The following is a 23,742-nucleotide window of genomic DNA, read 5'->3' as shown; positions in this document are numbered from 1 at the left end:
CATGCCTGAACCCCTCACCCTGGACAGCTTCCGCGCGGATATCGCGGAGTGCCTGTTCCTGGAGCCCGGTGAAGTCGACCTGGAGGACAGCCCGCTGGACGCGGGGCTGGACTCGCTGCGCATCGTCACCCTGCTGGAGCGCTGGCAGGCGGCGGGCACCGACGTCACCTTCGTCGAACTCGCCGAGCGGACGTCCTTCGCCCAGTGGTGGCAGCTGCTCACCGAACGCGCGCGAGGGGCGGACCATGCCGACGCCTGACCGCCGGACCACGCCCCTGTTCGAGCACCGTCCGCTGCTGGCCGCCCAGGAGGGCATCTGGGCCGGCCAGCAGCTCGACGCGGACAGCCCGGCCTACAACACCGCCGAGTACCTGCGCATCGCCGGTCCGATCGACCCGGCCGTCTTCGACCGGGCCCTGCACCACGTCGTCGCCGAGACCGAGGCCCTGAACGTCACCTTCGACACCGACGACACCGGCCGCCCCCGGCAGACCGCCACCCCGGCCGGCGACTGGCGCACCCATATCGCCGACCTCACCGCCGAACCCGATCCGCACGCCGCCGCCCTGGCCTGGATGGACCAGGACATGGCCCGCCCCGTGAACCTCACCCGCGGCCCGGTCTTCGGCCACGCCCTGCTGCGCACCGCACCGCAGGAGTTCCTCTGGTACCACCGCGTCCACCACATCGCCCTGGACGGCTTCGGCCTCTCTCTGGTGGCCCGGCGGGTGGCCGAGGTGTACAGCGCCCTCATGGCGGGCGAACCCGTGCCGGAGAGCGGCTTCGGCACCCTGGAGTCCGTCCGCGCCGAGGAAGCCGCGTACCGCGAATCCGCCCGTCAGGCCAAGGACCGGACCTACTGGACCGACCGCTACGCCGACCACCCGCCCGTGGCCACCCCGGCCGGCCGCTCCGCCCTGCCCGCCCGCACCTTCCACCGGCACGTCACCGACCTCGACCCGTCCGCGGCGAACCGACTGCGCACTGTTGCCCGTGATCTGTCGGTCACCTGGTCCGAGGTGCTGCTCGCGGTGACCGTGGCCCACCTGCACCGGCTCACCGGGGCATCAGAGATCGTTCTGAGCCTGCCGGCGATGGGCCGCCTGGGTTCGGTGTCCCTGCGGGTGCCCGCGATGGTGCGCAACATCCTGCCCCTGCGCGTACCGGTCGCTCCCGACGACAGCCTGCGCGTCCTCGCCCCCCGCCTCTCGCGCGAGCTGCGCTCCGGACTGCCCCACCAGCGTTACCGCTACGAGCAGTTGCGCCGTGACCTGAAGCTGGTGGGCGGCCAGCGCAGGCTGTCCGGTCCGGGCGTGAACATCATGCCGTTCGAGTACGACCTGAAGTTCGCCGGGCATCCGAGCACCGTCCACAACGTGTCCGCAGGTCCCGTCGACGACCTGGCGGTCAACGTCTACGACCGTGGCGACGGCACCGGTCTGCGTGTCGCCGTCGACGCCAACCCGGACCTGTACACGGAGGCCGAGACGGCCGGTTTCCAGGAGGGCCTGCTCGCCCTGCTGGCGGAGGCACTCTCCGGCCCGGAGCGGCCGCTCGGCGGGCCTCGGGCTCATCGGGCCGTTCCCGTTCTGGACGGCGGCCCGCTGCCCGCGCCCGCCCGCCCGGTACTGAGCCTGATCGCCGATCACGCGGCCCGCAGGGGCGGGGCCGTCGCCGTCGAGCACGCGGGAGAGTGTCTCACGTACGCCGAACTCTTCGGCGCGGCAAGGGACACCGCCCGCCGACTGACCGCCCGGGGCGTCGGCCGGGGCGATGTGGTGGCGGTGGCCCTGCCTCAGGGCGTCGACGCCGTCACCGCCGTCCTCGGGGTGCTGATGTCCGGCGCCGTCTACTGTCCTGTCGACCCCAAGGCGCCCGCCGACCGCACGGCCCGCCTGCTGGCCGACGCCGCTCCCGCGCTCGTCCTGACGACCGGCGACGGCGTGGCCGGTTTCGCGGACCACACCGTACTCCCGCTGCACGAGCAGGCCCCCGTGCCTGCCGCCACCCCGACACCGCCCGGAGCCACGGATCTCGCGTACGTCCTGCACACCTCGGGCTCCACCGGCCGGCCCAAGGGCGTGGCGATCGGCCATGCCGCGCTGGCCCACTTCGTCGCAGCGGCCACGCCCCGCTACGGGCTGCGCCGCGAGGACCGTGTCCTGCAGTTCGCGCCGCTGCACTTCGACGCCAGCGTGGAGGAGATCTTCCTGACGCTGTGTGCGGGCGCCACCCTGGTGATCCGGACCGGCGACATGACGGAGTCGGTGCCGCGTTTCCTCGACGACTGCGCCCGGCTTCGGGTGAGCGTCCTCGACCTGCCCACCGCGTACTGGCACGAGGTCGCCTACGCGGTCTCGACCGGTGCCGCCACCCTGCCCGAGGCGGTGCGGACCGTTGTCATCGGCGGCGAGGCGGCCCTGCCCGAACGGGTCGAGCGCTGGCGAGGGGCCATCGGTACCTCGGTCGCGCTGCTGAACACCTACGGCCCGACCGAGGCGACCGTGGTCGCCACCGTCGCCGACCTGCACGCCCCCGGCCTCACCGCCGGCGACGTCCCCATAGGCCTGCCCCTGCCCGGCACCAGGGCGGCGGTGGTCGACGGCGAGCTGTACCTGCTGGGCCCCACCCTCGCCGACGGCTACCGGCCCGAGGTGCCGGACAGTGCGCGCTTCGCGCCGCTCACCGCCCTGCCGGACGCCCCCCGCGCCTACCGCACCGGCGACCTGGTCCGCATCGGCGAGGACGGACAACTGCGCCATCTGGGCCGGGCCGACACCGAATTCAAGATCAGCGGACACCGGGTGCAGCCCGCCGAGGTGGAGAGCGCCCTGCTCAGCCATCCCCGGATCCGGGAAGCGGCCGTCGCCGGACAGGTCCTCCCGGACGGCACTCGGCGTCTGGTCGCCCACCTGGTGGCCGAGGGCCCGGCACCGTCCGCCGCCGAGGTCAGGGAGCACCTGCGGGCGAGGCTGCCGGCGGCGATGATCCCGTCCGCCGTCGAGTTCGTGGATCGGCTGCCCCGTACCAGCTCGGGGAAGATCGACCGGGCCGCGCTCGCCGAGCCGTCCGCTCACCGGGTGCCCACCGCCGGCAGTCCCCTGGAGCAGACCATCACCGGAATCTGGCGGCAGATCCTGGGCACGGACGCCGTCGCCGTGGACGACGACGTGTTCGATCTGGGCGCCCAGTCCCTCCAGGCGATCCAGGTCGCCAACCGGCTCGGCGTGGAACTCGGCCGGGACGTGAAGGTCGCCTGGCTCTTCCAGCACCCCACAGCAGCCGCACTGGCCCGCTTCCTGGCCGATGCCGACGCCGGTGTCGCTGACGGGCAGCCGAGCCCCGCCCCCGGCGCACTCCCGACGGCCCTCCTGGCCGACACCGCCCTCGACCCGGGCATCCGGCCCGGCATCAGCCGTGCTCCCCGGGACGCACCTCGGCGCGTCCTGCTCACCGGCGCCACCGGGTTCGTGGGCGCGCATCTGCTGGCGAGGCTGCTGGCGGACACGGAGGCCGAGATCGTCTGCACGGTACGGTCACGGAGCGCGCCCGAAGCCGGCGCCCGCGTCCACGCGGCTCTGACACACCACGGCATCATGCTCGACGAGCGGACGTCCGCCCGTCTGACCGCGCTCCCCGCGGACCTGGGCCGGCCCGGCCTCGGCCTGCCCCGGGAAGTCCTGTCCGACCTCGCCGCGACCTGCGACGCGATCTTCCACAACGCCGCGACCGTCAGCATCATGCGCGACTACGCCACCCTGCGCGCCACCAACACCGAGTCCACCCGGCAGCTGCTGCGCCTTGCGGCCGTGAACACGACACCGCTGCACTACGTCTCCACCCTGTCCGTGGCGCCGCCTACGAGCCACGGCCCCGAGGTGCCGGAGGCGTTCCTGCCGCCCCACGAGGGCCTGCGCTACGGCTACCAGCAGTCCAAGTGGGCCTCGGAGCGGCTCGTGGAACAGGCGGCCGAGCGCGGTCTGCCCGTCACGGTCCACCGACTGGGCCGGGTGGTCGGGCCCGCCGGCACGGGATACGTCAACGAACGGGACTTCCTGTGGAGCGTGCTGCGCGCGGGCATACCCGAGGGCATCGTCCCGGAGCTGTTCGAGGACGAGGTCTGGACTCCGGTGGACTTCGTCGCACGTTCCCTCGTCCACCTGTCCCTCAACCCGGACACGACGGCCACCGGCCCGGTCTTCAACCACGCCACCCTGCCCCGCGTACGGCTCTCGGACGTCTACGACTGGGTGCGTGACTACGGCTATCCCGTACGGCTGCTGCCGCTGGCGCGCTGGCGGCAGCAGCTGCCCCGCGCGGCCGACGCGGCGGCCACCACGCTCGCCTTCTTCGACTCCGCGGACGGCGAGTCGGCCGGACAGGGCACGAAGGCCGATCTGCGCCTCGGCCGCGTCCAGGCAGAGAACGTCCGCGCCGGCCTGAAGGGCACCGGCATCACCTGCCCGCCCGTCGACCGCGACCTGTTCTTCCGCTACCTGGACCACTGCGTGACGGCGGGTGTGCTGCCCGCCCCCTCCCGGCGGCGCGAGTCCCGACCCCGGGTGCCCGCGAAATAGTCGGCAACTGCCGGGAACTCACGGGCACTTCGTCCCGACTACTGCAACAGGGCACATCAGCCCACGAGTACAACCCTCACGCAAGGAGCCCGCATGCCGATCAACCGGCCGGTCGCCACCGCTCTGGCCGCAGCCCTGTGTCTGCTCACGGCGGCATGTGGCGGCTCGTCGTCCGACAGCAAGGCGAGCGACACGACGACAGGGGCCGCGGCCTCGAGGACCGGCTACCCGGTCACCCTCGACAACTGCGGTGAGAAGGAGACCTTCGAGAAGGCCCCCAGCCGGGTCGTCGTCATGAACGGCGCCTCGGTCGCCGAGGTCTCCACGCTCATCGCCCTCGGCGTCGGTGACAAGATCGTCGCCAATCAGCAGACCTACGGCATGTCGGAGGTGGAGGGCCGTGCCGCGGCCATCAAGAAGCTGCCCACCGGTGGCGTCAAGCTCAACGACGCCTACGACATCCCCCGCGAGGCGATGATCGGGCTGCGCCCGGACCTGGTGCTGTCCACGACGTCGTACGGCTTCGACGAGAAGAACGGCTTCGCCACCCGCGACCAGCTCAAGGACGTGGGGTCCCAGACCTATGTCTCCCCGCAGGGCTGCGACCAGGACACCTCGAAGATGACCATCGCCGACAGCTACCAGCTGCTGCGCGACATGGGCAAGGTCTTCAACGCCGGTGACAAGGCCGAGAAGCTGATCGCCGCCTCGGAGAAGAGCATCGCGGCCGTCTCGGACAAGGTGAAGGACGCGAAGACACCCAAGGTCATGGTGCTGTTCTCCAACATGGCCATGGGCGGCAACGACTTCAGCTCGGTCGTCGCCAAGGGCATCTACAACGACATCCTCGCCAAGGCGGGCGGCTCCAACGTCTTCGAGAACGCCTCCAAGACGTCCTTCGCCGATCTGAGCAAGGAGAAGGTCGCCGCGACCGACGTCGACGCGCTCGTCGTCATCGGCTACAACGACCCCGACCCGGCGGCCTACGCCAAGAAACTGCTGAAGGAGTTCCCCCAGTGGCCGGCCGCCAGGACCAACACGTACGTGACGCTGTCCGACTCGATGTACCTCGGTCCCAGCAACGACCTGGCCGTTCAGAAGATCGCGAAGATGCTGCACCCGGACGCCGTCTGACCCGGCTGAAGGTCCCGCTCGCGTTCACACTGCTGCCCTTCGCGCTGGCCGCCACCATGATCGTGGCGATCAGCATCGGAGCCGTCAACGTCCCGGTCGCCGACGTGTGGGGGATCGTCCTGCACCATGTCACCGGCGCGGGGCCGGCCCCCTCGGATCCCGCGCTGGACCAGATCGTGTGGAACTTCCGTACCCCGCGGGTGGTCCTGGCGGCCCTGGTCGGCGCGGGCCTGGCCGTGACCGGCGCGGTCCTGCAGACCGTGGTGTCCAACCCGCTGGCCGACCCCGTCGTGCTGGGCTTCTCCTACGGCGCCACGCTCGGCGCGGTCCTCGTCATCACCCTGGGCGGTGGCGTGGCGCTGGCCGGGCTGGGGGTGTCGGCCGCGGCCTTCCTCGGTGCGGTGGCCGCCGGAGCTCTGGTCTTCGCGCTCGGCCGGCGCCAGGGGCGGTTGGCCCCGACCCGGCTGGTCCTGGCGGGTGTCGCCATCGGCTACGTCTTCCTCTCCGCGACCAGCTACGTCCAGCTCCAGGCGACCCCCACCGAGCTGCGGACCGTCATGTTCTGGATGCTGGGCAGCGTCGCGGGCGCCCAGTGGGGCCAACTGCCCACGGTCGCCGTCGTGGTGCTGGTGACGACCGTGCTGCTGTCGCTCTTCGGCCGTCGGCTCAACGTGCTGCTCGCCGGCGACGAGTCGGCCACCGCCCTCGGCGTCGACGTCAGTCGGCTGCGGGCCGTCCTGCTGGTCCTCAGCGCGCTGCTGACCGGCACGGTCATCGCGGTCGCGGGCGGCATCGGTTTCGTCGGCCTGATGATCCCGCACCTGGTGCGCCTGACCATCGGCGCCGACCACCGTCGGCTGCTGCCTCTGACGGCCCTGCTGGGCGCCGTCTATCTGGTCCTTGTCGACCTGCTCTCCCGCACCCTCAACCGCCCCAACGAACTGCCGCTGGGCATCCTCACCGCCCTGCTCGGCGCCCCCTTCTTCCTGTGGCTGTTGCGCCGCAACAAGGGCCTGGACTAACCATGAAACTCATCGTCGACCGGCTCCACGTCACCCTTGACCGAACTCCGATCCTGCGCGACGTGAGCTTTGAGGCCCGCGCGGGCGAGATCGTCGGCCTCGTCGGCCCCAACGGCAGCGGCAAGTCCACCCTGCTGCGCGCCGTCTACCGCTCGCTGCGCCCGGCCGAGGGGGTGGTCAGGGTGGGCGAGGACGACGTGTGGGAGCTCTCCCCCCGGGCCGCGGCCCGCCGTACGGCGGCTGTCCTCCAGGACGGGGGCGGCAGCACCACCGGCCTGACCGTGGGCGAGATCGTCGCCCTGGGCCGTTCCCCTCATCACGGTCTGCTCGGCCGTGACGGTCCCCAGGACCGCGAGGCGGTGTCCGACGCCATCGACCGCTGCGGGGTACGGCCCTTCACGGACCGCGACTACACCTCCCTCTCCGGAGGCGAACGCCAACGCGTCCTGCTGGCCCGGGCGTTGGCCCAGAACCCCAGGCTCCTCGTGCTGGACGAACTGACCAACCATCTCGACATCCGGGCCCGGTTCGAGCTCCTGGACCTGATTCGCGCCACCGGCGTCACCACGCTCGCCGTGCTGCACGACCTCGATCTCGCCGCCCGCCTCTGCGACCACCTGGTCGTCCTGCACTGTGGCGCCGTCACGGCGGCGGGGCCGGTCCTGGACGTCCTCACGCCCGATCTGCTCGCCGACGTCTTCGGCGTCCGCGCGAGCACCGAACGGCACGCCGACGGCGTCGTCCGGATCACCTACGCGGCCCGGCCCCTCGCGCATGGTGAGACGCCCGAGGACGACGCTGCCGCCCGCCTGGCCGAGACGGCCGACCGCTGAACCGGCGGTGAGCGGGTGTCAGGCCCGGAGCCCGGGACGAGTTCCGGGGCCTCGTACTGGAGCCCTGCCCGCGTGAACTCCGCCGCCTCGGCCCCGTCGTAGCGCGCCACGAGATGCAGAGCGGCCCCGGCCGACACCCCCGGCGCTCGTGACGACGGTGCCGGCGTCGACGAACCGCTCCCCGCGCCGAACGTCGATCGAGGGGTCGAACTTCGAGAGCTTGCCGAGATGGTCACGATGGGTGGTGGCCGGCCGGTCGGCCGGCAGTCCGGCCAGGGCCAGCGCGAGTGAACCGGTGCACACGCTCGCCGGCACGGTGCCCCGGTCGTGCAGGCCGCGCAGCCACTCCAGGTGCGCCGTGTCCTTGACCAGGCCACGGGTGCCGTTGCCACCGGGATGAACGACGCCCTTCGAACCGTGGACGACTATGGCCTGCTGGCCCAGGCGCGCGGGTTCGACGGACGGCATGGGCTTCCCTACGCCGTCCGGCGGACGAGCAACAGCCTCCTCTCAGGTAGTCGTTGGCAGGAACCGACTGGTTCCCCAGGGACGCCGGGTACGTGAAGCACCGGGTGTGCAGCGGCGCACGGGCGCGCTCGCCCGTGCCCCGGCCGCTGTGCGTGCCGGCGCGTGGCGCCGTGCGCCTGGGGGTATGTCTCGGCCACCACCGGACGCCAGGCGACGGCAAGGACCTGGTTGCCCGGCCTCCCCGTCGAAAGGCAGCGCACGATGAACGAGACCAACGGTCTGGAGCCCCTGGCGACCTTCTGCGGAGAGTGCGACTGCGGATGTCCTCAGCTGTTCGTCGACCCGAGTGCCCCCGCGGACCGACGCGTTCTGCTCACCGACGACTTCGGGCAGCGCGTCCAGATGAGCGCCGACCAGTTCTCCTCCCTGGTGGCCGAGGCGAAAGCCGGAAAGCTGGACGGCATAGTCACCGCCTGACGGCCGCCCCGTCACCCAGTTCACGATGAACCGCCGCGCGGCTGAACGAAAGACCACTCCCGTCCGTAAGAGTCGATGAGCCTATCGGTACGAGGAGTTGACTGGTGTCCCGGAGCCGTCCCGGCGCGACGCGCCGGGCGAGCCGCGCGACGTCGGCCGCAGAACGCGTCGGCAGCCCACGCGCGCTGTCGGCGGCGGTCTTCGCGGCCGTCTGCGTGGTGACGAGCGCACTGGGACATGCCCTCATGTCCGGCGACTTGCTGCCCTGGTGGGTGCTGGGCGTGGCGTTCACGTGGACGGCCTCGGCCGGCTGGTGGCTCGCCTGCAGGGAACGCGGACCTGTCACCGTGGTCGGTGTCACGACCGTCGCACAGGGGATCCTGCACCTGTTGTTCGATCTGGCTCACGAGATGGTCCCTGGCCCGGCCCGCGCTTCGGAAGCCGGATCCGCTTCCGGCATGGACCACGCGATGATGCTCTCCCCCTCCGGAATGGTCATGCACATGGACCACTCCGGGGCGGGCATGACCATGGCTCACAGCGCAACGACCGGCACCTCCCACGTCTTGCTGATGCTCTCCGCCGTGGCCCACCAAGGTGCCGCAGCGATGTTCCTGGCCCACCTTCTGGCCGCCGTCGTGGGTGGGGTGTGGCTGTGGCGCGGCGAGACGGCGGTGTACCGGCTGGGCCGGGCCCTCGCGGTCGTCCTGTTCGCGCCGCTCAGCCGCGTCCGCCGACTGCTCGGACGCCCCGTACCCGATCTCCGGACTCGCGCGGGCCGGCCGTCGCTGGGAGCCGTCCCGGTCTCGCCGACGGCCTTCGCCGTGCTCAGGCACGCCGTCGTCCGCCGAGGGCCCCCGCGCGACCGGTCGGCAGTCCTGCGCGCGTCCTGTGGTCCGCTGTTCGCCATGTGCCCCTGAATCTCTCCGGTCCGCCGGGGCCGACAGGGCGGTCCGCACGCGCTGCTGCCATGCGCTCCGTGTGCTCGTCCACTTCGGCCCGGCACGCACCCGTCCGCCTGCGGGCGGCGGCGTGCGGTGCCCTGCAACGATCAGGATTCCCATGCACGACGTCACACCCGTCCCTCCGTCCGCGACTGACCGCCCGCCGACACCTCGACCCACGCGCCGAACAGGCCGGTTGGTCCTCGGCACCTTCCTCGCGACCACCCTGACGGTCCTCCTCACCGGCTGCGGAGGCGACTCGGCCGAGCACGCCTCCGCGCACAGCGGAGCGTCCGCCTCGTCCTCCGCGCACGACATGGACGGCATGTCCGACAAGATGATGGGCGACCCGTCGGCCACTCCCGCCTACAAATTGTCCGGGGTGACCGTGGTGAAGGGCACCTTCACGATGCTCGACACTCGGCCCCCGGGCATGAACGACGTCAAGGGCACCGCATGGCTGGCCCAGGGACCCAAGGGCACCACGGCCACCGTCTCTCTCACCGGACTGAAGCCCGGTCACGTCTACATGGCCCATCTGCACGCCCAGCACTGTTCGGACGACAACGGCGGATCACACTTCCAGTTCGACAAGGGCGGCGCGACCACGCCCCCGAACGAGATCCACCTGATGTTCACTGCCGACAAGTCCGGTATGGGCATGGCCACGGTGACCAACTCCCGTAAGACCGGCAAGGACGCGGTCGCGATCGTGGTCCACCCCAACGAGGCACAGGACAACCGGATCGCATGCGCCGACTTCGCCTTCTGACGGCGACGGCCGGGCCCGCCGTCTGCGCGGGTGCGCTGCTGCTCATGGGCGGCGCACCCGCGTACGCCCACACCGCGCTCAAGAACGCCGCTCCGGCCCCCGGTGCCACGGTCGGCACTGGAACCGACGTGGTCAGGCTGACGTTCGACAACCTGACCTCCGGTATTGCGCCGGAGATCAGGATGATCGGGCCGGACGGCAAGGAGATCCCGGTCGGACAGCCTGTCGTCGCCGACACGACCACGGCCTGCGCCGCCGTGTCCCCTTTGCCGAAGGGCGTCATCACCCTCACCTACTCGATCACCGCGGGAGACGGAGACGTCCAGACCAGCGCCTACCAGTTCGAGGCCGCCGACGGCACCAAGCCTGCCGACACCCCGGCGGCCTGTGCGGCCCTGAGCCTAACCGCCCCGGAAACTGGAGGCTCGGACTCCGTCCTGGGTCTCGGCTCCACCACGGCGGCCGCGACCCTCGCCGGGGTCGTCGCCGTGGCAGCGGGCGGCGGATTCTTCGCCGTCCGCACACTGCGGCGCCGCAGGACCCCGGAAGGGGGCGCCGACGAGTGACCTGATTCCCGGACTCCCTTACCCGGGGCGGGAGTCCGGCCCGGTGGGCCCGCGAGATGACGACCCACGAGTGCCCGAAGCCGAGCGTGCCACCGGCCCGCGACGCGGGCCCGGAGCGTGCGCCGTGCTGTCGCCGACAGCCTTCTGAACCCGCATGCCGCCGCCCCACCGAGGCGGCGAGGGCAGGGCGACACGGCGGTCGGCAGGCACAGAGACCGGGCCACGCTCTGGGAGGCGAATTCCATCCCTGGCCCGGGTCCCGTCATCGTGGCACGGCGCCACCGGGCACGGGAGCGCCGACACCGCAGCGTCCCACGTGAGGATCCTCCCCACGTCCATGGGGAACCACAGCGGTCCTCGCGACGACTATGTCGGAATGCCCGGTGCTCGTCGTCCGGTTTGACACCATCCGGGGGCTGTCTTTTCCGCCCCTGGATGGCCTCGGCGAATTCGAGCGTTTTCCCGGGAACTCGGAGCCCCTTCCATCCGGCTAGTTCAAGACAGCGGCTGAACGCAGGCCCCTGGAGCGGTGTTGCGGCGATCCACCGACAGGGCGCCGAGCGTCCCTGCACGGATTCCGGTGCCCGGTGCACAGCGGACCCAGCATGAGGTGAAGATGACGACCGTCGACTCCGGGGAACCCGTTCTGCCCGAACCAGCCGGTGACGGCACCGAAGCCACTTCCACCACGGCGGCTGTGAAACCGGCGATGCCCGCGCTGGCCCGGAAGGCGGAGCGTCTCGGCCCACTGTTGGCACCGCAACCTCAACCTCGGGACCAGCGGCCGCTACTACTCAGATACGGCGGCCAGTTGGCTATGGGTGCTCGTCCTCGGCGGCCTCGTCCTGTGGTGGCGTCGTCGGCACGGCAAGCGGACCGCGCGCCGTCTGCTGCTGCCGGACCGGGCCGCGAGGAAGGGCGTACGGCGCACCCGCAGCTGGCACGGCGCGACCGGAGTCTGGCTCGCCGCCGGACTACTGGGACTCTCGGCCACCGGCCTGACGTGGTCGCGCTACGTCGGCGCCAACTTCGGCGAGGTGCTGGATGCGCCGCACTCCCACACGCCCTCGGTGGTCACCTCCCTGACGACCGGCACGAGTGGGCCGAAACTTCCAAGAGCGTTGACCCGGCCGCGATGGACGGCGTCCTGAAGGAGGCCCGTGCCGACGGCGTGGATGGTCCCATGGAGATCACCGTGCCCCAGGATGGGGCCTCTGCCTGGACAGTGACGCAGACCCGCAACCTCTGGCCGGTCGGACGCGACAGCGTCGACGCCGCCACCGACAGCGTGACCGACAAGTTCGCCTTCGCCGACTGGCCGGTGATGGCCAAGTTCGCGCGGCCGGATCTGCCACTGCGGGCTGACCCGGGTACGGGGCCGGGGGGAAGCATCGCGCCCCGGCTCCGGGTTGTGGTGCCCCGGAAGAGTGACGCGCGCCACGGTCGGGAACTCGCCCCCTCGGCGTCACGACTGAGTGGTGGACGGCACCGGATGAACACGAGAACCGGTGCATCCGTATGAAGAGGTGTGCGAGCACCTCGCCGAAACTCAGGAGTTGCGCCATGGCACAGAAGCACTACTTCGTCACCGGCATGAGCTGCGAGCACTGCGCCGCGAGCATTACCGAGGAGGTTTCCCAAGTCCCCGGTGTCACCGACGTGGACGTCGACTTCACGGCGGGGTCGGTCTCCGTCGGCGGCACGGAGCTGGACGACGCGCGGCTGCGCGCAGCGATCGTGGAGGCGGGGTACGAGGTCACGGAACCGGCCGCGGCCTGATGGACCCGTTCTGCTCCCGGCCGCCGGGTGGTCTGCCGCCCTGGTGGCCGTGAGCGGAGGGACTTCTTTCGCCTGTAGGCGTTAGGAGGAGCCGGACTGCGGCAGACGGGACGGTGTCAACGCGGCTCCGACACAGCCCGGTTGACCGCCAGGTGCAGCGTCCCGCTCGTCACCAGCCCCGCGGCGGCCCCGACCAGGGCCCCAGGCGCACCGCCGATGATGAATCCCAGCCAGGCGTAGCCACCGGCGAGCACCGCCGTGGCCAGTACGGACAGGGACCACACCGTGCTCAGGTATTCGCACACCGCTGTCCACCCGCGTACACGGGCGACCGGCCGCTCCCAGGGCCATGCCCCATCCACGCCGGTCACCTGATTGCCGAGTGCTCCGGCCACGGCGCCTCACCCCCTGTGTTCCCGCCGCCGTCCCGCCCGCCGTGTGCCGGACACGGACGGCTCGACCCTTAACTCCCCACGAGGGGCCGCGGAAAACAACGGACCGGCAGGATTCTCCGGTGAGCCGGCCACGTCAGGCGAGCACGGCGAACATGACGGCCATCCCCAGCGCCATCGCCGCATGACACGCAGGGGCCAGGACACCGACCACATCCGTCGCCCCCACCCCGTCGCCCTCCGGACCGTGACCGTCCACGCGCCTGCCCCGCGCCCGGTCGAGGGCACGCGTCAGCCACACAAGTCCCAGCACACCCAGGGCGATCGCGAGCCCCACCGCCGTCGCGACGGACCCCGCGCCCGTCAGGCTCATGGAGGCGAGACCCGAGCCACCCGACATGTCCATTCTGGCCATGTCATGCATCCCGGCCGAGCCCCCGCCATCGGACGGCGTTCCCGATGAGCCCATCGCCGACACCATCCATGCCATGGCCCCCGTCATCACGACGTGCGGAAGAGCGGCGACCACCGCCCGGCCCCGGGACCCGCCACGCGCGCGGAACGGAGCGGCGGCCACGAACCACAGAGCGCCCACGCTGAAGAGCACCACCTGGGGAACGACCGGCAGGTCCGTTCCCCACGGCCAGGCCATCGCGGTCATCAGCACCCCCATGGCCGCGTGCAGCGCGTCATCCACGCGTTCCCCGGCGCTGGTTCCGGGCAGCAGCAGCCTCCACACGCCGTACGCGACAGGCAGGGCGAACAACAGACTCAGAACCCAGCGCAGCCCGCTCGCGGCAATCACCGCACCACCCCCACTCCAAGGACGCCACACGGCGCCGACGACCAGTTCCATGGCCGGACGCACGCGCAAGGACGCGCGAACGAACGGGAGGTGGTAGACGTGCCCTCCACAAGCCACCCCGGTGGCACGGGTTTTCGGGCGTCTGATCCTCTCCCGGTCGGAACGCGGACCTGGCGAACGGCCACAACAGGAGTCGGCGAGTGGCCTGAAAGAGTTCCAGGCATTCGGAACGAGCGCCGTCACAGAAGTGATGAGACAGAGACCCTCAAGCACAGGACGTGCCCGCACCCGCCGCATCGGAAAGGGCGCGCTCGCCATCGAGCGAGGCGGAACGGGTGATCACGACCGAAGGACCCTGACCTGGCGGGCTGGTACGAACCGGGGCCCACACCCGGATCCGCGGACCGGCACGACTACCCCAAGAACGTCGTCGTGTTCGCCACGATGACGGCGGTCGCGTAGAAGCCGTCGTGTCACCTGGCGCCGATCCGGCCCGCCACCCAAGGGACACTGCGGCCGGTCGCCGCCGCCAGTTCCCGCAGCGTGGCGCCCTCGGCAGCCCGCTCGCGCAGCCACCTCCTGATGTCGGGGGTGCCGACGTGCTCGGCGGCGGCCCGGTCGTTGAGCTGTACGCGTGAGTGTCGCCCGGCGGCGGAGTTCTGTCCGCTCGGACGGACCGGGATGCCGTACTCGACCAGAAGCCGCCGCAGTCGGTTCCTGCCGATGGCGAGGGCGCCCGCCGTGTGCTCTACGCTGTGCCGCCGGTCGACGTACAAGTCCCGCAGCGCCTCTTCGAGGTCCGCGTATCCCCCGGACCGGAGCGCGGTCGCCGTGCGTTCGTCGGCTGTACGAGCCTGAGTGCGGCGGCCTGCCGTCAGGGTTTCCTGCCGCGCACGCCGTAGCTCTTCCGAGTCCGTGCTGCGTGGAGCGCCGGTCCAGCGTCTGCGGGCCAACTCGCCCGAGCGGGCCATCGCCCGGCCCGCGGCGAAGCGCGCCTGGGCCTCCTTCGATGCCCGGTATCCGACGACGCGGGTGCGGGACTGCTGCTGGGAGAGGGACCGTGCGCTGAGCGCACGGGTGCGCAGCAGGCCGAACTCCCGCCGGTACTCCGCCGCGGTCATCTTGTGCACGCGTAGATGCGCACCCAGGGCACGGAAGGCCCGTCCGCATACATGACAGAGCACGGTGTCGTCGGCCTCGTCCCGTATCAGCCGGCCGAAGTCGGGGTGCCGGGTCTCGTCGCCGCTCGATCCCGTGCGGAGGTGCGGGGCGCTCACGATTGTCTCCCACCGGGGCGGCGTGTCCGGGAAGCGGTGCGGATCACAGCGGCTGGGGGGCGAGGGAGCGCGCCGGGTGGCGGGGGCCGAGGAAGACGGCGATGCCCTTGCCGCCGGGGGAAGGGTGGGTGGCCTGGGTCCAACCCTGCCCGTTGTAGAAGGACATGGCGCGCGCCGACCTGACGGAAGTGAGCAGCCAGGAGCGGCCGTCCGGGGCGTCCGCCGTGACCGCCTGAAGCAGGTCGGCTGCGAGGCCGGTGCCCTGGGCGGCCGGACGGACCGCGAGCTCGTCGATCTCGCGGGCACCGACCAGCCAGCCCCGGGTGCGCTCGGGACCGAGGCCGGCGGCGGCCTGGGGGTAGCAGCGGTCGGTGGGGAAGGGGGCGAGGGTCGTCCAGGCCGTGGCGAAACCTGCGATGTCGATGTCCGCCCCGGTGAAGGCGAGCGCGGCGGTGAACCCGGGACGGCGGACGTCGTCCATCAGCCGAGCCAGGAATGCGGCCGCGTTCTCCTCTTCCTCGTTCCAGGGCGGTGTGCAGAACGCCTCGACGTAGACGGCGCGCAGGGCCTTGGCGTGCGTGCGCAGTTCGGGGCCCTCGAAGATACGGATGGCGCTCATCAGGCCGCCGCCGTTCGTGCCGAGACGGGGTGAAGGGAGGCGTACTCCAGGGGTGCCGACGGGTCGATCGACACGTCCAGCGGCGCGGGCTCGGTTCCGGAACGCACGAGGAGGTCGCCCACGGCCGCGATCATCGCGCCGTTGTCCGTGCACAGTCCCAACGGCGGCACGCGCAGCTCGATGCCCGCCGCCCGGCAGCGTTCCTCGGCCAGGAACCGTACCCGGGAGTTGGCGGCGACGCCCCCCACCACGATCAGAGTGCCCACGCCGTACTCGCGGCAGGCCGTCACCGCCTTGCGCGTCAGCACGTCGGCGACCGCCTCCTGGAGCGAGGCGGCGCCGTCGGCGACCGGAAGCTTCCGGCCGCCCGTGTGCCCTTCGGCCCAGCGGGCGGCGGCGGTCTTCAGCCCCGAGAAGGAGAAGTCGTACGAGCCCGGCAGCGGACGCGGAAAGGGAACGGCGCGTGGATCGCCCTCGCGCGCTGCCCGGTCGATGGCCGGACCGCCGGGATACGGCAGCCCGAAGACCCGTGCCACCTTGTCGAAGCATTCCCCGGCCGCGTCGTCGAGAGTGTCCCCGAGGTGGACGATCGGATCGCGGGCCAGGTCGCGGACGAGGAGGAGCGAGGTGTGCCCGCCGGAGACGATCAGCACCATGCACGGATCCGGCAGCGGGCCGTGCTCGAGCGTGTCGGCGGCGACATGGCCGGCCAGGTGGTGGACGCCGTGCAGGGGGACCCCCAGCGCGTAGGCGATCCCCTTCGCCCCCGCCAGGCCCACCTGGAGCGCGCCGGACAGGCCCGGCCCGGTGGTCACCGCTACTGCTCCGACGTCCGACAGCCGCAGCCCGGCCTCGTCCAGCGCCCGCTGGACCACCGGTCTCAGGGCGTGCACGTGCGCGCGGGCGGCGATCTCCGGTACGACTCCGCCGTACCGGGCGTGCTCGTCCATGCTCGACGCCAACGCATGCCCCAGAAGCCGGCCGTCCCGGACCAGTCCCGCACCGGTCTCGTCGCAGGACGACTCGATGCCGAGAACGATCGGAGCGCCCATCGCCCACCCTTTCTGCACAGTGAAAGTTATTGCAAGTAGTGTGCAATAAGTCGAGCGGGATGTGAACCTGGCCAGGGATGCGGGGGTCACCGCTCCGTGGAGTGCGTCTCAGTCGCCGTCCTGAACACCGAGGTACCGAGCAGTGGCCGCCGCGGATTCCACCCCTGCGACCGTCGCAGGAATCGGAGCCGACGGCCGGCAATGCCTCCCGCGCCGCCCTGCACGACGGCCGCCGCGCTCTCGTGCTCAGTGCGGATGCCACCGGTCCCGGCGTGACCGCCGCCCTGCTGCGCGACCCTGGCTTCGGGCCGAGCCGGATGAGTCTGCTCGCCTTCGCTCGGCCGACGGGTCTTCCTCGCCACCGGCCGCACGGGCCTCGCGGCCCTGAGCGGCCTGTGGTTCCTCGTACGGTCCGCGGATGCGCCGGAGGCCCCGGCTCCGGCTCGTATGGAGGTCCTTGCACGACTGGGGCCCCTTCGCCTTCCAGGGGGAAGGGAGCTGCTGGTGTGTCACCGCATCGAGGTCGTGGTGACGATGGGTAGCGGAGGGTCGGCCACCGCACCGAAACTGACAGCGCCCGTGAGTCAGGGCTGCCCGTGGTGGCGGTGCGCGGACGGCCGCCGCCTGCCGGGGGCCCGGTCCTGGCCGATCCTGAGGCGGCCGCCGGCTGGATTGCGGAGCGGCTCGGCCTGGGCGCTTTCCGCGAAGCAGGCTGAACCCTGACCCGAGCTTTACTGCACTTAACTATTACTTGCAAACATGTTGCAGCAAGCTGGAGGGTGTGGCTGAAAACAATCATTCGAGATGGCACCGCATACACACGTCGATGACCCGCAAGGAGTGGGCCAGTGTCGGCGGGATGGCCGCCTTCATCGTGGCGTTGCATGTCATCGGCTGGTTCACGCTGGTCGCGATCGTCGCCCCGGAGCACTACAGCCTGGGCACCAAGACCTTCGGCATCGGTATCGGGATCACTGCGTACACCCTGGGCATGCGGCACGCGTTCGACGCCGACCACATCGCCGCCATCGACAACACCACGCGAAAGCTGATGAACGAGGGGCAGCGGCCGCTGTCCGTGGGGTTCTGGTTCTCCCTCGGTCACTCCAGCATCGTCTTCGCGCTCGCCTTCCTGCTCTCCCTCGGCGTCAAGGCGCTCGCGGGACCGGTGGAGAACGACAACTCCGAGCTGCACAGCATCACCGGATGGATCGGCACGACCGTCTCCGGCGTCTTCCTCTACGTCATTGCCACCATCAACTTGCTGATCATGGTGGGGATCTGGAAGGTCTTCCGTGAGATGCGCTCCGGACGCTTCGACGAGGCCGCGCTCGAGGAGCAGCTCAACAGCCGCGGTTTCATGAACCGTCTCCTCGGCCGGCTGATGAAGTCGATCGCCAAGCCCTGGCAGATGTACCCGCTGGGCCTGCTCTTCGGTCTCGGCTTCGACACGGCCACCGAGATCGCCCTGCTGGTCCTCGCGGGGTCGGGCGCTGCCTCCGGGCTGCCCTGGTACGCGATCCTCTGTCTGCCCGTCCTGTTTGCGGCCGGGATGTCCCTCCTGGACACGATCGACGGCTCGTTCATGAACTTCGCCTATGGCTGGGCCTTCTCCAAGCCGGTCCGCAAGGTCTACTACAACCTCACCATCACGGGTCTGTCCGTCGCCGTCGCCCTCATCATCGGCACCGTCGAACTCCTTGGCCTGGTCGCCGAGAAGGCCGATCTGCACGGCGTGTTCTGGGACTGGGTCTCCGGCCTCGACCTCAACATCATCGGCTACGTCATCGTCGGCCTCTTCTTCGCCACCTGGGCCGTCGCCCTGCTGGTCTGGAAGTTCGGGCGCATCGAGGAGAAGTGGACGGCGGGGCTGACGCAGCCCGCCGAACAGCGCGTCGAGTAGCAGTCCGCCCGACGCGGCGCCGCCCCGCTCGCCGGGGAGGCGCCGCGTTCTCATGCCGTCACGCCTCCGGGTAGCGCCGTGGAGTCCAGACGATCTCCTCGCCGTCCCCACGCTGAACAGTCTGCGTCTGCGCTGCGCGCTCATCCGACCGCTGGCCTCGTACGACGGTCCGGGCCAGCGGCCGGTGCCGGTCGGCCGAGGGCGCAGTCGCCCCTGTGACTCCGGTCATCAGCTCTGCGAGCCCAAGGGGTAGTGCGAGTGGCTTGCTCTTGCCAGTAATGTGCAACAAGCTTGTCGGGCCCTTACTTCCGTCGAGGACGTGGAGCCTTGCCATGCCCCGCCTGATACCGGACGCGAGGCCGCAACGCGTCCTCGCGGCCTCGAACTTCGTCTACACCGTCGGCAGCGGCCTCTATCTCACCGCAGGGGTCCTCTATTTCACCGATGCGGTTCATCTTCCGGCAGGTCAAGTGGGGCTCGGGCTCGGCATCGCCGGTCTGGCCGCGCTGGCACTGGGGGTCGCGGTCGGTCATCTGGCGGACCGGTACGGAGCGCGCGGCATCTACGCGGCCACCCTGGTCGTTCAGGCGCTGGCCACGGCCGGCTTCGTCCTGGCGGACAGCTTCTGGCCGTTCGTCCTCGTGGTCGGCGCGGCCGCTGCGGCGAAGGCGGCCGGAACAGCCGCCCGCTCCCCGCTCATCAGACACTACGGCGGGGACCGGCCACAGGAGTTCAGGGCCTACCTCCGTGCGGTGACCAACGTCGGCATCTCCCTCGGTGCCGTGTTCGCAGGCTGGGTCGTTCAGGTGGGCACGCTCACCGCCTATCAGCTCATGGTCATCGGCAACGCGATCGCCTTCGTGGTCTCCGCGGTGATTCTGGTCCTCCTGCCCCCGGTCGCGTCGGTTCCCATCATCGGCGGTCCCCGCTGGATCGCCCTCCAGGACCGCCCCTACCTGCTATTGACGGCCCTCGACGGTGTCATGGCGATCCAGTTCAAGGTGCTCACCGTGGCCATCCCGCTCTGGATCGTCGGTGCCACCACTGCCCCGCACTGGCTCATCTCGGCCACCATGCTCACCGGCACTGTCATGGTCGTCGTCTTCCAGGTACGAGCCAGCCGTAACGTCGATTCGCCCGCAACCGGTGCGAACGCCTACCGCAGGGCAGGCGTTGCTTTCCTCGTCGCCTGCTCACTGATCTCGCTGTCCGCGGGAACACCGGCGTGGGCGGCCACAGTCCTGCTCATCATCGCGGTGGTGATCCACACGGTCGGTGAACTGTGGCACTCCGCTGCGGGCTTCGAGGTCTCCTTCGCTCTCGCACCGCAGCACGCCACCGGCCAATATCTCGGTGTGTTCGGCCTCGGCGCCGGTCTTGCCGAGGCCCTCGGGCCTGGACTGCTCATCACGCTCTGTATCACCTGGGGCCGCCCCGGATGGTACGTCGCGGGAGTCATGTTCGCCCTCACCGGCCTGGCGGCGCCATCGGCCGTCCGCTGGGCACAACGCCACCAACACGCTCGGCAGGCGCAACCCGAGTCTAAGGAAAGGGTGTCAAGTGCCTGATCGGCCTGAAGGAACGTTTCCAATTCCGTCCCGGTGCGGGCGGATCGGATCGCCTTGAGCTCATCGGCGGACCGGCCCGCGCTGCTGTACGTCCGAGGGCCCTGGACCAGTGCCTGATCGGCCCCTCGCGGCGGACGGTGTGGGTGACCTCGCGGACGCGATCGCCGAATCGTCCGGTTCTTTCGCGGGATTCAAGGCGCAGCTGGCCAAGGCGTGGACGCTGTGAAGCCGTAACCGCGTCCACGCTCGCACAGGCGTCCTGCTCGTGATCGTCTTCTCAACCTTCACCGGCAGGCGGCGCAACGGAGGGCTCCCACAAGGACATGGCTTGCGGGAGCCCCTCTGCCGAAGAGGCCTCAGGGCATCCGGCAGTGAGCGGCCGGTGTAGGCAGCCGTTCGTGGAGGCTGCTCTTCGTAGCTGCCCGAGGGAAGACCTATGTCGTCGGATGAGATGATGACCAGCGACATAAGGCGACGGCGGTACGAGGAAGTCGGTGTGAATCCGGCGCGGTCCCGCCACTGTGACCGGTGAGCGAGTTCCGGCAGGCCACCGCCCCGACCGGGGTGGGAAGGCGGAACGAGCGGCGAACCGGGAGCCAGGAGACTCACGCGGTCGCCTCCTCGAGCGATACCGGGGCGGATCTCCCCGGGAGGGGAGTGGCACGCCGTGCCCAAGACACCGTCGGAAGAGACACCGGGCGAGTCCGTGGAAGTAGCCGGATCCGTGCCCTGCCGGGTCGTCGTGTGCCGGGACTGCTGCTGCGGCAGTCCCAAGGTGACCGGAGTGGACCACGCCGCGCAGACCGCGCGACTGCGGGCGGAGGTGCCGGTGCGCATCTCCGAGTGCCTCGACGTGTGCGACCAGGCCAACGTCATCGTCGTACAGCCGTCCGCGGCGGGGCGGGCCGCCGGTGCGCGACCGGTGTGGCTCGGACTCGTCAACGACCCGGACGCCACCGAGGACATCGTGACCTGGGTGCGCGACGGCGGTCCGGGAGTGGCTCCGCTGCCCGACATCCTCGACCTGTACACCTTCACCCCACCGCGACGCACGGTGGATTCCTGAGCCCGCCCCCTCAGGCCATCGCGGCGGGCCGGGACGCCCCAAGCGTCCCGGCCCGCCAGGATGTGGATCAGGACGAGGGCAGCTCACCCCGGACGGTGCGGGCCGCCGCGACCAGGTTCTCCAGCGAGGCGCGGGTCTCGGGCCAGCCACGGGTCTTCAGACCGCAGTCGGGGTTGACCCACAGTCGCTCGGCGGGGATCGCCTTCAGGCCGGTTCGCAGCAGTTCGGCGGCCTCCTGGGCGCTCGGGACGCGTGGGGAGTGGATGTCGTAGACACCGGGTCCGGCCTCGCGCGGGTAGCCGTGGGCGGCGAGTTCGCGGGCGACCTGCATGTGGGAGCGGGCGGCCTCCAGGCTGATGACGTCGGCGTCGAGGTCGTCGATGGCCTGGACGACGTCGCCGAACTCGGCGTAGCACATGTGCGTATGGATCTGCGTGTCCGGCCGCACCCCGCTCGTGCTGAGCCGGAACGCCTCGGTTGCCCACGTCAGGTACGCGCTGTGGTCGGCGGCCCGCAGCGGCAGGGTCTCACGCAGGGCGGGTTCGTCGACCTGGATGACCGAGGTGCCGGCGGCCTCCAGATCGTTCACCTCGTCGCGCAGGGCGAGGGCGACCTGTCGTGCGGTGTTGCCGAGAGGCTGGTCGTCGCGGACGAAGGACCAGGCGAGCATGGTGACCGGTCCGGTGAGCATGCCCTTGACGGGGCGCGAGGTCAGGGACTGGGCATAGGTCGTCCAACGTACTGTCATCGGTTCGGGGCGTGAGATGTCGCCGGCCAGGATCGGCGGGCGGACATAGCGGGTGCCGTAGGACTGGACCCAGCCGTGCTGGGTGGCGAGGTAGCCGGTGAGCTGCTCGGCGAAGTACTGCACCATGTCGTTGCGCTCGGGCTCGCCGTGCACGAGGACGTCGATGCCGGTCTTCTCCTGGAAGGAGATGACCTCTCGGATCTCTGTCTTGATGCGTTCCTCGTAACCGTGGGTGTCGATCCGTCCGGTGCGCAGGTCGGCGCGTGCGGTGCGCAGTTCGCCGGTCTGCGGGAAGGAGCCGATGGTCGTCGTGGGCAGCAGCGGCAGGCCGAGGTGGGCGCGCTGGGCGGCGGCCCGTTCGGCGTACGGCTGGGAGCGGCGGGCGTCTTCGTCCGTCACGGCCGCGGTGCGGGCCCGCACGGCGGGGTCGCGGGTGATGGGTGAGGTGGCGCGGGAGGCGAGGTGGGCGCGGTTGGCGGCGAGTTCGCCGGTGATGGTGTCGGTGCCCTGGGCGAGGCCCTTGGCGAGGGCGACGATCTCGGCGGTCTTCTGCTGGGCGAAGGCCAGCCAGCGCTGGATCTGCGGGTCGATGTCCCGCTCCGCGGACGCGTCCAGCGGGACATGGAGCAGGGAGCAGGAGGCGGACACGTCGACCCGGTCGGCGAGCCCGAGGAGGGTGCCGAGGGTGGACAGGGACTTCTGGAGGTCGTTGATCCAGATGTTGCGGCCGTTGACGACACCGGCGACCAGGCGCTTGCCGGGCAGTCCGCCGACGGCGGCCAGGGCGTCCAGGTTGGCGGACGCCGCCTCGGTGAAGTCGAGGGCGAGTCCCTCGACCGGTGCCTTGGCGAGCACCGGCAGGGCGTCGCCGAGGTGGTCGAAGTAGGAGGCGACGAGCAGCTTGGGCCGGTCGCCGAGGGCACCGAGGTCGCGGAAGGCACGCTCGGCGGCGTTCAGTTCGGCCGGGGTGCGGTCCTGGACCAGGGCGGGCTCGTCGAGCTGCACCCACTCGGCGCCGGCCGCGCGCAGGTCGGCGAGTACTTCGGCGTACACGGGCAGGAGACGGTCCAGCAGCGTCAGCGGCTCGAAGTCCGCGGCCACGCCCGGGGCGGGCTTGGCGAGCAGGAGGTAGGTGACCGGGCCGACCAGGACGGGCCGGGCCGTGAGACCCAGTGCCAGGACTTCCTTCAGCTCGGTGACCTGCTTGGTGGAGTCGGCCGCGAAGACGGTGTCGGGGCCGAGTTCGGGGACCAGGTAGTGGTAGTTGGTGTCGAACCACTTGGTCATCTCCAGCGGCGCGACGTCCTGGGTGCCGCGGGCCATGGCGAAATACCCGTCGAGCGCGTCGGCCGCCACCGCGTCGCGATGCCGCTCGGGGATCGCGCCCACCATGACGGTCGTGTCCAAGACGTGGTCGTAGTACGAGAAATCACCGGTCGGCACCTCGTGGACGCCGGCGTCGGCGAGCGACTGCCAGTTGCTCCGGCGCAGTTCGGCGGCGGTGTCCCGGAGGGCGCCCGCGGTGACACGGCCCCTCCAATACCCCTCGACGGCCTTCTTGAGTTCCCGGTTCCGGCCCTGGCGGGGGTAGCCGTACACGGTGGCCCGTGCTGCCGCGGCTGCGGACTTGCTGGTCACGGAGATCTCCTTCGCGAGATGAATCCCTGAGATCCCGGGAACGGGACGAGAGCGCGAAGGGGTGACGAACCGGACGGCGACGACTCCGCGCGACACACGCAC

21 protein-coding genes, 3 pseudogenes and 1 riboswitch are annotated in these 23,742 nt (G+C 70.9%); of the genes and pseudogenes, 17 read left to right on the top strand and 7 right to left on the bottom strand.

Annotated features, from left to right (window positions below):
* Position 1 precedes the first annotated feature (1 nt).
* From ACZ7OY_RS20100 to ACZ7OY_RS20080, 5 genes are all read left to right on the top strand, one after another.
* Positions 2-259 carry a phosphopantetheine-binding protein gene (locus ACZ7OY_RS20100; protein ID WP_471912590.1) on the top strand — a complete coding sequence of 86 codons (258 nt, stop codon included), beginning with the start codon at positions 2-4 and terminating at the stop codon, positions 257-259.
* Positions 246-4,577 (top strand): amino acid adenylation domain-containing protein, encoded by a 4,332-nt coding sequence (locus tag ACZ7OY_RS20095; protein ID WP_471912589.1) that lies wholly within the window; start codon positions 246-248, stop codon positions 4,575-4,577. Before ACZ7OY_RS20100 ends, ACZ7OY_RS20095 begins: the two co-directional genes overlap by 14 nt.
* 93 nt (positions 4,578-4,670) lie before the next feature.
* Complete coding sequence (locus ACZ7OY_RS20090; protein WP_471912588.1) at positions 4,671-5,711, top strand: ABC transporter substrate-binding protein; 1,041 nt, start codon at positions 4,671-4,673, stop codon at positions 5,709-5,711.
* Between the two features lie 56 nt (positions 5,712-5,767).
* Complete coding sequence (locus ACZ7OY_RS20085) at positions 5,768-6,733, top strand: FecCD family ABC transporter permease (protein WP_471912587.1); 966 nt, start codon at positions 5,768-5,770, stop codon at positions 6,731-6,733.
* Between the two features lie 2 nt (positions 6,734-6,735).
* Entirely contained in the window at positions 6,736-7,566 is an 831-nt protein-coding gene (locus tag ACZ7OY_RS20080) for an ABC transporter ATP-binding protein (RefSeq protein ID WP_471912586.1), read from the top strand.
* 18 nt (positions 7,567-7,584) lie between these two features.
* Here ACZ7OY_RS20080 and ACZ7OY_RS20075 read toward each other — a convergent pair whose 3' ends face one another.
* On the bottom strand, positions 7,585-8,034 hold the full coding sequence (locus tag ACZ7OY_RS20075; protein ID WP_471912585.1) for a DJ-1/PfpI family protein: 450 nt from the start codon (positions 8,032-8,034) through the stop codon (positions 7,585-7,587).
* Between the two features lie 261 nt (positions 8,035-8,295).
* Here ACZ7OY_RS20075 and ACZ7OY_RS20070 point away from each other — a divergent pair, with 261 nt between their 5' ends.
* From ACZ7OY_RS20070 to ACZ7OY_RS20040, 7 genes and pseudogenes are all read left to right on the top strand, one after another.
* Positions 8,296-8,511 (top strand): hypothetical protein, encoded by a 216-nt coding sequence (locus ACZ7OY_RS20070; protein WP_171141378.1) that lies wholly within the window; start codon positions 8,296-8,298, stop codon positions 8,509-8,511.
* A gap of 104 nt (positions 8,512-8,615) precedes the next feature.
* Positions 8,616-9,431, top strand: coding sequence for a hypothetical protein (locus ACZ7OY_RS20065; protein WP_471912584.1), 816 nt, complete (start codon positions 8,616-8,618; stop codon positions 9,429-9,431).
* 220 nt (positions 9,432-9,651) lie between these two features.
* Positions 9,652-10,227, top strand: a complete 576-nt coding sequence (locus ACZ7OY_RS20060) for a superoxide dismutase family protein (RefSeq protein WP_471912583.1) — start codon at positions 9,652-9,654, stop codon at positions 10,225-10,227.
* Positions 10,206-10,793: a copper resistance CopC family protein gene (locus tag ACZ7OY_RS20055; RefSeq protein WP_471912582.1), complete on the top strand. Its 588-nt coding sequence runs from the start codon at positions 10,206-10,208 to the stop codon at positions 10,791-10,793. The genes ACZ7OY_RS20060 and ACZ7OY_RS20055 overlap by 22 nt, the downstream gene beginning before the upstream one ends.
* A gap of 815 nt (positions 10,794-11,608) precedes the next feature.
* Positions 11,609-11,944, top strand: a pseudogene (locus ACZ7OY_RS20050) (PepSY-associated TM helix domain-containing protein); the annotation flags it as partial.
* A complete protein-coding gene (locus ACZ7OY_RS20045) occupies positions 11,929-12,315 on the top strand; it encodes a hypothetical protein (protein WP_471912581.1) in 387 nt (128 codons plus the stop codon). The pseudogene ACZ7OY_RS20050 and the gene ACZ7OY_RS20045, both read left to right, overlap by 16 nt.
* A gap of 41 nt (positions 12,316-12,356) precedes the next feature.
* The gene (locus ACZ7OY_RS20040) at positions 12,357-12,572 is read left to right on the top strand and encodes a heavy-metal-associated domain-containing protein (protein ID WP_471912580.1); all 216 of its coding nucleotides are present in this window, start codon (positions 12,357-12,359) and stop codon (positions 12,570-12,572) included.
* A gap of 116 nt (positions 12,573-12,688) precedes the next feature.
* Here the strand turns inward: ACZ7OY_RS20040 and ACZ7OY_RS20035 are convergent, their stop codons facing one another.
* The 5 genes from ACZ7OY_RS20035 to tsaD all read right to left on the bottom strand — a co-directional run bounded on the left by ACZ7OY_RS20035 (position 12,689) and on the right by tsaD (position 16,717).
* Positions 12,689-12,877, bottom strand: a complete 189-nt coding sequence (locus ACZ7OY_RS20035; protein WP_471912579.1) for a hypothetical protein — start codon at positions 12,875-12,877, stop codon at positions 12,689-12,691.
* Positions 12,878-13,100: 223 nt separating this feature from the next.
* A complete protein-coding gene (locus tag ACZ7OY_RS20030) occupies positions 13,101-13,820 on the bottom strand; it encodes a DUF5134 domain-containing protein (RefSeq protein ID WP_471912578.1) in 720 nt (239 codons plus the stop codon).
* 422 nt (positions 13,821-14,242) lie between these two features.
* Positions 14,243-15,046, bottom strand: a complete 804-nt coding sequence (locus ACZ7OY_RS20025; RefSeq protein ID WP_471912577.1) for a MucR family transcriptional regulator — start codon at positions 15,044-15,046, stop codon at positions 14,243-14,245.
* A 43-nt stretch (positions 15,047-15,089) separates the two neighbouring features.
* Positions 15,090-15,665: a GNAT family N-acetyltransferase gene (locus tag ACZ7OY_RS20020; protein WP_471912576.1), complete on the bottom strand. Its 576-nt coding sequence runs from the start codon at positions 15,663-15,665 to the stop codon at positions 15,090-15,092.
* Positions 15,665-16,717 carry a tRNA (adenosine(37)-N6)-threonylcarbamoyltransferase complex transferase subunit TsaD gene (tsaD, locus tag ACZ7OY_RS20015; protein ID WP_471912575.1) on the bottom strand — a complete coding sequence of 351 codons (1,053 nt, stop codon included), beginning with the start codon at positions 16,715-16,717 and terminating at the stop codon, positions 15,665-15,667. The genes ACZ7OY_RS20020 and tsaD overlap by 1 nt, the downstream gene beginning before the upstream one ends.
* A 330-nt stretch (positions 16,718-17,047) precedes the next feature.
* Between tsaD and ACZ7OY_RS20010 the strand changes: the two are divergent.
* From ACZ7OY_RS20010 to ACZ7OY_RS19990, 5 genes and pseudogenes are all read left to right on the top strand, one after another.
* Positions 17,048-17,433: pseudogene (locus tag ACZ7OY_RS20010) on the top strand (precorrin-6A/cobalt-precorrin-6A reductase); the annotation flags it as partial.
* Positions 17,434-17,543: 110 nt separating this feature from the next.
* Positions 17,544-18,620: a Nickel transporter NicT gene (nicT, locus tag ACZ7OY_RS20005; protein ID WP_471912574.1), complete on the top strand. Its 1,077-nt coding sequence runs from the start codon at positions 17,544-17,546 to the stop codon at positions 18,618-18,620.
* A 332-nt stretch (positions 18,621-18,952) separates the two neighbouring features.
* Positions 18,953-20,188, top strand: a complete 1,236-nt coding sequence (locus ACZ7OY_RS20000; protein WP_471912573.1) for an MFS transporter — start codon at positions 18,953-18,955, stop codon at positions 20,186-20,188.
* Between the two features lie 118 nt (positions 20,189-20,306).
* Positions 20,307-20,402 (top strand): annotated as a pseudogene (locus ACZ7OY_RS19995) (superoxide dismutase); the annotation flags it as partial.
* Between the two features lie 221 nt (positions 20,403-20,623).
* Positions 20,624-20,820: riboswitch (cobalamin riboswitch) on the top strand.
* 35 nt (positions 20,821-20,855) lie between these two features.
* A complete protein-coding gene (locus ACZ7OY_RS19990; RefSeq protein WP_471912572.1) occupies positions 20,856-21,254 on the top strand; it encodes a (2Fe-2S) ferredoxin domain-containing protein in 399 nt (132 codons plus the stop codon).
* Positions 21,255-21,321: 67 nt separating this feature from the next.
* Here ACZ7OY_RS19990 and metE read toward each other — a convergent pair whose 3' ends face one another.
* Positions 21,322-23,640: a 5-methyltetrahydropteroyltriglutamate--homocysteine S-methyltransferase gene (metE, locus tag ACZ7OY_RS19985; RefSeq protein ID WP_471912571.1), complete on the bottom strand. Its 2,319-nt coding sequence runs from the start codon at positions 23,638-23,640 to the stop codon at positions 21,322-21,324.
* Between the last annotated feature and the right edge of the window lie 102 nt (positions 23,641-23,742).

This window comes from Streptomyces sp. NPDC107559 (genome assembly GCF_055657365.1).
Note: the sequence above shows the minus strand (reverse complement) of the source record. Positions and strands in the feature narration are given on the sequence as shown.